Genomic DNA, 8,616 nt, shown 5'->3' with positions numbered 1-8,616 from the left:
TGTGGCTCTGGCCAACACCGCAGGCGGCTTCGACCCCGCCCAGCTCAAGCTGCAGGCCTTTGGCACCAGCCCTGGTGCGGGCTCCTGGACGAGCGACGACCACTACCATCGCGAGCTGGCGGAGGTGAACGGCGATGGACGAGCGGACATCGCTGCCTTTGGTGAGTCCGGCGTGTACGTAGCCTACAGCCACGACCTACGTTTGCGTGCTGTTCGCGTGAGGCGCAGGGTAGTGTGATCTAGAATCTGTGGAAGGCGTAATACAGCAATCAAAGTGATCCTTGTCTTTCACAGAACGGCGCCCAAATTTTCAGCGACAAGCATGCAAACCAAGCACATTTATATGCCAATTTACCTTACAAATCATAATGTTGGGAAAGCGATCGCTATTTCGGCATAGCAAAGCGAGATGATTGTGATGTGTGAGAGGGTCGTGATGTAGTCCAGCTTAGCACTCGTGTGAAGTGAAGGCGCGCAGGTCTCAACGAAAAAGCCCCGCGACTGGTGAGGCTGCGGGGCTTTCCGATTGGGTGCGCCTTACTAAGAGGTTGGCAGATTAGGCGTTCAACATGCCGGCTGTTGGTACATGGATGGTAAACCCTGGTCCTTCATCGACCCAGTTCGCGCCGGCCGAGCCGTGGTTGATGCCGTAGGTCTCGATGGCACTGGCCGAGTAGTGGTGGTTGCCCGTCTCCGTGTTGTAGAAGCGCTCCAGCGTGAGCCCACCCGTCCCCACAGTGGCGGCATCCTTGTAGGCCTGGAACGCCACGCCCTCGTAGTTGTAGGTGTGCTGATTGGCGATAATGCTATCGCGTTCGCCCACGCTGGTCGTCAGGAAGTGCGTGCCATGCACTGTGTCGTAGAACCGGAACACGTCGATGGTGTCAGCCCCCTTGTCGGGTGTTGACCACTGTACGCCCTCGTATTGTAAAGTGGGGACGCCAGTGATGATGCTATCCTTCTCAGCTACACTAGTAGTATAGAAGTGATCGTATGTCTTAGTGTCGTAAAAGCGGAACACTTCGTTTGGCTGCCCGCTAACATGGTGCTGAACGGTGATGTCGAGATTAGCGGTTGCAGTTCCTCCATGCCCGTCACTAACCCTGTAACTGAAGATGTCATGGCCGCTGCCAACCAAGCTGCCAGCGGTGTCTGCGGCGTAGCTGTAGGAGCCATCTGCGTTCAGCGTTAGATGGCCATAGCGACCCGCGATGGCCTGCCCTAAAGCGCCACCTTGGATTGCCGAGACGAAGAGCGCGTCGTTATCGGCGTCACTGTGATGAGCCAAAGCGCCCGTGCCTGTCGTACCGGCTGTACCCTTAATGGTAAGCCCCGCCGCCACCGAACGCACTTCATCCACGACTTCAGGCGCATGATTGACGTTTGATTTTACTAACGTTGCCTGGATCGTACTAATGATTCCATTGGATGACTTTCCTGTCGCACTGAAATTCACGCCATCATCCGTAGCAGTGTACGGTATTTTTATATTTCCAAGAGATAGAGAATTGATATTTATAGAAATCCCTGATATACGCCCTGCGCTATCGATGGTCCCATCATTTAGAGACTGCATCGCAGGAAGATCTATAGTTCCATCCTTCAAAATTTTGAAAGTAATTGGATCTGTGTAGTCGAACTCGGAACAATAAGTATGTATAGTTCCCGTGTAAGTTCCTTCGTATGTCATGATTCATCACCTTAGTTTGTAAAAGATTTGGTAAGGTATTTGTTTTCTCGCCGAAACATACTACAGCTGCAATAGTTGATCAATTTCGCCGCTTGCCCACCATCAAACATTTGTTAGAAACTAGATTCAGAAAATTCAGTATAAACTTGTACTACCAATAAGTTTCAGTTTTCTGCCCTCAAATAAAGGTGGAATATAAAACTGTAATAGGGTTTCTATGTTGTTTGCGGCCTAGATCGCACCAAAGCCGAAATATCTGGAAACTGTAACATATTTATCACGCACTATTAGGATCCATTTGGCGGCCGCTTATACATCGAAAACTATCGGTTTTTTACGTAGCTGGTAGAACTGATTGAGCCCTGTAGTGGTGGTGGAGCAATTCAGCTTTGCAAGCTTTCGGCCTGAGACGTGAAAAATCCAACGAGTAAGCTCCCTAGGAGGTAAAGCGGCCGGGCTTTCAATTTTATGCACTATACTGGAGGGCCGCAAACACTACGCAGTTTAAATACCTCCCTTCGGGAACACATGGGCACTTGGTAGATTGACAAACATGTAAAATTATGAAATTTTTTCCCACCTTTGAGTGGGGTCCATGTGATGATAAACTATAACGTCTTCAAAGTGAGCTACCCATTTGCAGCCTATAGTTTCACGGCAATTCATTCCGATAGTATTAATAAAACGGGACAAATTGCTGGGGGATATTATGATTCCTCGATGCAGTATCACGGCTTTGTGAAAAATAATGGCAGTTTCACAAATATAGATCCAATCGGGTCGAAGCAAACTATTATCTCTGGTATCAATGCGTCTGGTCAGGTCGCGGGAATATACCGAGATAACATCGGAACATACCACGGTTTCATTCAAAATGGGGGGGCTTATAGTAGTGTTGATCCGGTGGGAGCAACGAGCACCAATGTAAATGGGATTAATGATTATGGGCAGGTTTTTGGAAGTTACATTGATACGGCTGGGAAATATCATGGGTATGTCAACACAAGTGGTTCGGTAAAAATCGTTGACGTCCCTAACTCCGCAACTACTCAAGTTCAGGCTGTCATTTCATCCGGCTTAATCTATGGTATCTATAGTGATAATAGTGGAACTCATGGTTTCATAAATAACAATGGGATATTTACAAGTGTTAATGCGCCAGGATCACTTAATAAGTATACTTATATAACTGACGTGAATGAAGCCGGTCAAATTGTTGGTGGCTATTATGATTCGGCAAATAAGTACCATGGTTTTGTTGATAATAACGGCGTCTTCACGACTATCGACCCGGCGGGATCAAGTGCAACCTATGTAACTAGCATTAACTCTTCGGGCCAAATTGCAGGATACTACACCAACAACACAGGATCGCACGGTTTTGCATATATCGATGGCGCATTTACATCCGTCGATCCTATTTCATCAACGACGACCGTCGTCACCGGCATAAGCGATTCCGGTGAAATTGTTGGGTACTATTATCCGACGGCATCGGGGAGTTCGATATTTACAGCTTCCAGCAGCCCGCCTGCTGTCGTCGCCGAAAATACTTCTGTCGTGGCAGGGCAGATCATCACGGGAACAGGTGGGATCGCGGGAACGGGTGCTCTTGCTGGTGACAGCGATCCGAATGGCTACCCTCTCTCCATCCTGGATGTCACTGGCGGCAAGGTCGGTGCGGCAGTGGCTGGCCAGTACGGTCACCTGACGCTAAATGCGGATGGCTCCTACAGCTATGCCGCGGACAACGCTGCCGCGATCGCAGAAGGCCCGACCGGCAGTCATCTACATGACGTGTTCAGTTACACCGTGAGTGACGGCTTTGGCGGAACAGCCTCATCCAGTCTCAACGTCAGCCTGGATCGCGCACCGGTTGTAACCGCTGAGACAGCGGCCGTGTCTCAGGGCGGAACCCTTCAAGGTACCGCTGGTACAAGTGGCACGGGCGCTTTGGCGCACGACTCGGATCCCGATGATGATACGCTCTTCGTGTCGGGGATCCAGGGCGGCACTCTAGGCAAGGCGGTACCTGGCCAGTACGGCCATCTGACGCTGAACGCCGATGGCTCCTACAGCTATGTCGCGGATAACACCGGCAGTCTGACGGGTACGGCGCACGACACCTTCAACTACACGGTCAGCGACGGGCAGGGTGGAACGACGACAACCAGTCTCGACATCACGGTTCAGCACCTGAACGAAGTGTTCAGGTTCTATGATACCAAGACTTACGACCACTTCTACACCAGCAGTGTCGTCGAGAAGAACAGTCTGATCGCGAACAACCCGAACTTCCAGTACGAAGGAGCACAATGGTCCACGCCCGATAAAGGCGCTGACACGATCGATGTGTTCCGGTTCTACGACACGGTGCACGGGACCCACTTCCTGACCACCAGCGTGGGCGAGCGCGACAGCATCATCGCCAATCAGCACACCTACAACTACGAAGGCGTGGCGTTCGAGGCCTATGCGGATGCAGGCACATCAGGTGGGCTGACGCTGGAGCGTTTCTACAACACGGCCACAGGCAACCACCACTACTCGGCCAGCGCCATCGAGACCTACGGCATCAACCACGGATCAGCAGGTGCTAACTGGGTCGATGAAGGACCGGGATTCACCGTCCACGTTGCGATCGCTGCGATGTTGAACGCTTAACCGCCAGCCTCTCAGTACGAAGCACACAAGGGAAAGCCCCGCAGCTTCACCGCTGGCGGGGCGAGCCTGTCGCAAACGCGATCGCGCGGGCGTTTACCCGACGTTGACCATACGTCCTGCATGGCGCCTCTTTTTTCGGAGGCCGCCCATGATCCAGTCCGCCATCGCCGCCAAGCTCAAACAGCGCCCCAAGGGCGACTTCAAGGGCCGGCACTACGAGGCGGCGCTTATCATACAGGCCGTCTCCTGGTACCTACGCTACCCGCTCAGCTACCGCGATATCGAGGAGTTGTTCCTGGAGCGCGGCCTGGAGGTTGATCACAGCACCTTGAACCGCTGGGTGCTCGCCTACGCGCCGCTGATCGAGAAGCGGTTGCGGCAGTTCTGGAAACCGCACTGCGGGTCGGTCCGGATCGACGAGACATACATCCGGGTGCGGGGTAAGTGGCGCTATCTCTGTCGAGCCGTCGACAAGCACGGCAATCCGGTCGACTTCCTGCTGATTGCGCGTCGCGACCTCAACGCGGCCAGGCGCTTCTTCCGCAAGGTGCTTTCGGCCGAACCCCTCTTTGCCCCGGATCGTGTTGGTACCGATGGGGCCGGCACCTACCCGCCGGCTATCGCTGAGAGTCGCAAGGAGGGCCTGCTGCCCCGCATGCCGCTCCACTACGTGACCAAGCACCTACAGCAGGGCATCGAAAGCGACCACTTCCGGGTCAAGCGGGCCATGCCGCGCGTGGGCGGCTTCCGCTCGTTCAGCACGTCTCGGCGAACCATCCAGGGCTTCGAGGCCATGCTCTAGCTGCGCTAGGGCTTCGCCTTTGCCAACGCGTGGACTGTCCGCGAGCAGAACCAACTGCTGGGAGTCTACTCGCGTACTTCAGGCGGTTAACAAAACCTGAAAACGTGGCGGATCTGGCCTCTGCCGCGGCTTAAGGCACAGCTTGCGACCGGCCCGCCGATAGCGCCTTCTGCTGCTCGGCCACGAAGGTCAGGATGGCCAAGGCGCGATCCAAAAGCGCGTCGTGCAACCTGTCATGTTCATCGGCCAAGACAGCTTTCCTGTATCACTCGTGTCTGGCTGTGCCCTACCGGCACGATCATACAAGGGATAGGTGACCGGCGGGAAAGCCTCGTTGTAACGTTGGGTGTGATGGCTGGGGTAATCGGCCAATCGCCAGCAGCGAACGCAACGGCCGGCACGAAAGTCCGGGCCGTTGCTCAGCGTAGAAACGCGCAACAATGAGCATGGAAACCAGGCTCCACAAACCGGCGTATGCGAGCAGGCGCATCGAAGTCTTCTGTCGAAACAAGGAAGCTCGTGATCATGCATAAAGGCTCCACGGAACTCACGGACGCACTGGCGCAGTGCCGCACGGCGTTCATCGGCGTGGCCGCCATGAGCGGGCTCGTGAACGTGCTCTATCTCACCGGCTCGTTCTTCATGCTGGAGGTCTACGACCGGGTCATCCCGAGCCGCTCGGTGCCCACCCTGATCGGCCTCTGCATCCTCGCCCTCGTGCTCTACGCCTTTCAGGGCCTGCTGGAGGCCCTGCGCTCGCGCGTCCTCGCCCGCATCGGCGCGGCGCTCGACGAATCCCTGAGCGGGCGGGTGTTCGACATCGTGGTGCGCGCCCCCCTGAAGGGCGCGGCCCCCGGTGACGGCCTGCTGCCCCTGCGCGATCTCGACCAGCTGCGCGCCTTCCTCGGCGGATCGGGGCCGTCCGCCTTCTTCGACCTGCCCTGGATGCCGATCTACCTCCTGATCTGCTTCCTGTTCCATCCCCTGATCGGCGTCGCCGCCCTGGTGGGGGCGGCCGTGCTCGCGACCCTCGGCTTTCTCACCGACCGGGCGACCAAGCATCCGGCCCAGACCGCCACCGCCCACGGCCTGCGCCGGAACGGCCTCGCGGAGGCCGGCCGCCGCAACGCCGAGGTGCTCGCCGCCATGGGCATGCAGGGGCGCTTCGCCACCCGCTGGGCCCTGGCCAACCGCGACTACATGCAGTCCCAGCAGCGCGCCTCCGACATCGCCGGCGGCTACGGCGCCGGCTCGAAGGTGTTCCGCACCGCCCTCCAGTCCGGGGTGCTGGCGCTGGGCGCCTACCTCGTCATCAATGGCCAGGCCTCCGCCGGCATCATCATCGCCTCGTCGATCCTGGTGGCCCGGGCCCTGGCCCCGGCCGAGCTCGCCATCGCCAACTGGAAGGGCTTCGTCCAGGCGCGCCAGTCCTGGTCCCGCCTGTCGGACCTCTTCGCCCGCATGCCGGCCGGCGCGCAGCCGCACGCGCTGCCGGCACCCGCCCGCGCGCTCCAGGTCGAAGGAATCAGCGTCGCGCCGCCCGGCACCCCGCGCCTCGTGGTCCAGGACGTCAGCTTCGCCCTCCAGGCCGGCCAGGGCCTCGGCATCATCGGCCCCTCGGCCTCGGGCAAGTCGAGCCTGGTGCGAGCCCTCGTGGGCGTCTGGCCGGCCGTGCGCGGCAAGGTCCGCCTCGACGGCGCCGCCCTCGACCAGTGGTCGGCCGACGATCTCGGCCCCCATATCGGCTTCCTGCCCCAGGAGGTTGAGCTGTTCGCCGGCACCGTGGCGGAGAACATCGCCCGCTTCGATCCGCAGGCGCCGTCCGACGCGGTGATCGCGGCCGCACGCGCAGCGGGCGTGCACGAGCTGATCCTGCGCCTGTCGGAGGGCTACGACACCCGCATCGGCGAGGGCGGCGCCGGCCTCTCCGCCGGCCAGCGCCAGCGCGTCGGCCTCGCCCGGGCGCTCTACGGCGATCCCTTCCTCGTCATCCTGGACGAGCCCAACGCCAATCTCGACGCCGAGGGCGAGAACGCCCTGACCCAGGCGATCATCGGGGTCCGGCGGCGCGGCGGCATCTGCGTCGTCATCGCCCACCGGCCGTCGGCCCTGGGCGCGGTCGACCTCATCCTGATGATGTCCGACGGCCGGGCCCAGGCCTTCGGACCGAAGGACGAGGTCCTCAAGCGCGTGCTGCGCCCGGCTTCGGTTCCCATGGACAAGCGGGCCGCCCCCGGCGCCCTGCAGGAGAGTGCATGATGGCCGTCGCCCTCAGCCCGATCGATCTGCAGCCCGCCCTCACGGCTCCGCGACCCACGGCCCAGGGCTCGATCCGCCGCCACCTCGCCCTCAGCCTCGCCCTGGGCGCGGTGCTGGTGGTGGGCGTGGGCGGCTGGGCCACCTTCACCCAGATCTCCGGCGCCGTGATCGCGCCGGGCCAGCTCGTGGTCGAGTCCGACGTCAAGAAGGTGCAGCACCCCACCGGCGGCGTCGTCGGCGAACTGCGTGTGCGCGACGGCATGCGCGTCAAGGCCGGCGACATCCTGATCCGCCTCGACGAGACCCAGACCCGGGCCAATCTCGACATCATCCTGAAGGCCCTGGACGAGCTCGCCGCCCGGCGCGCTCGCGACGAGGCCGAGCGCGACGCTGCCGCCGCCATCGCCTTCCCGCCCGAACTGCTGGCCCGCAAGGACGGCGATCCGTCCGTCGCCCACCTGATCGAGGGCGAGACCCGGCTGTTCAACGCGCGCGTGGCCGGCCGCGAGGGCCAGAAGGCGCAGTTGCGCGAGCGCGTCCAGCAGTTGCGCGAGGAGATCAAGGGCCTGACCGAGCAGGTCGCGGCCAAGGCGCGCGAGGTCGGCTTCATCACCGGCGAGCTGCAGGGCGTGCGCGAGCTCTATGCCAAGAACCTGGTGCCGCTGGCCCGCGTCAACGCCCTGGAGCGCGACGCCGCCCGCCTCGACGGCGAGCGCGGCCAGCTCCTCGCCTCGACGGCCTCGGCCCGCGGCAAGATCGCCGAGACCGAGCTGCAGATCCTGCAGATCGACGGCGACATGCGCACCGAGACCGGCAAGGATCTCGCCGAGATCCGCGGCAAGTGGTCGGAATACGTCGAGAAGCGCGTCGCCGCCGAGGACCAGCTCAAGCGCGTCGACATGCGCGCGCCCCAGTCTGGCACGGTGCATCAGCTGACGGTGCACACCATCGGCGGCCTCGTGACGCCCTCCGAGCCCGCCATGCTGATCGTGCCGGAGGCGGACCAGCTCGCGGTCGAGGTGAAGATCCAGCCGCAGGACATCGACAATGTCCGCCTCGACCAGGCAGCGGTGCTGCGCTTCTCGGCCTTCAACCAGCGGACCACGCCGGAGATCGACGGGGTGGTGTCGCGGGTCTCGGCCGACGTCACCTCCGACCCGAAGACCGGCATGAGCTACTACACCGCCCGCATCCGGGTGCC

4 protein-coding genes and 2 pseudogenes are annotated in these 8,616 nt (G+C 60.1%); 5 read left to right on the top strand and 1 reads right to left on the bottom strand.

Going from position 1 to position 8,616, the window contains the following annotated elements; all coding sequences use genetic code 11:
* Positions 1-238 (top strand): annotated as a pseudogene (locus tag ACLBWX_RS22640) (hypothetical protein); the annotation flags it as partial.
* A 318-nt stretch (positions 239-556) separates the two neighbouring features.
* Here the strand turns inward: ACLBWX_RS22640 and ACLBWX_RS22635 are convergent.
* Positions 557-1,690, bottom strand: coding sequence for an Ig-like domain-containing protein (locus tag ACLBWX_RS22635; protein WP_447679188.1), 1,134 nt, complete (start codon positions 1,688-1,690; stop codon positions 557-559).
* A gap of 600 nt (positions 1,691-2,290) precedes the next feature.
* Here ACLBWX_RS22635 and ACLBWX_RS22630 point away from each other — a divergent pair.
* The 4 genes and pseudogenes from ACLBWX_RS22630 to ACLBWX_RS22615 form a co-directional block, all read left to right on the top strand.
* Entirely contained in the window at positions 2,291-4,354 is a 2,064-nt protein-coding gene (locus ACLBWX_RS22630; protein WP_447679187.1) for an Ig-like domain-containing protein, read from the top strand.
* Positions 4,355-4,502: 148 nt separating this feature from the next.
* Positions 4,503-5,256 (top strand): annotated as a pseudogene (locus ACLBWX_RS22625) (IS6 family transposase).
* Positions 5,257-5,681: 425 nt separating this feature from the next.
* Positions 5,682-7,415 (top strand): type I secretion system permease/ATPase, encoded by a 1,734-nt coding sequence (locus tag ACLBWX_RS22620; protein ID WP_447679189.1) that lies wholly within the window; start codon positions 5,682-5,684, stop codon positions 7,413-7,415.
* On the top strand, positions 7,415-8,616 hold a 1,202-nt coding region (locus ACLBWX_RS22615), incomplete at its 3' end, for an HlyD family type I secretion periplasmic adaptor subunit (RefSeq protein WP_447679186.1). The genes ACLBWX_RS22620 and ACLBWX_RS22615, both read left to right, overlap by 1 nt.

The sequence above is a fragment of the Methylobacterium sp. M6A4_1b genome, assembly GCF_053345175.1.
This window is presented reverse-complemented; position numbering and strand designations above follow the sequence as displayed.

Excerpts from the sequence above, each read along its gene's own strand:
- ACLBWX_RS22635 (WP_447679188.1), bottom strand. The coding sequence starts at position 1,690 with ATGACATACGAAGGAACTTACACGGGAACTATACATACTTATTGTTCC.
- ACLBWX_RS22630 (WP_447679187.1), top strand. The coding sequence starts at position 2,291 with ATGATAAACTATAACGTCTTCAAAGTGAGCTACCCATTTGCAGCCTAT.
- ACLBWX_RS22620 (WP_447679189.1), top strand. The coding sequence starts at position 5,682 with ATGCATAAAGGCTCCACGGAACTCACGGACGCACTGGCGCAGTGCCGC.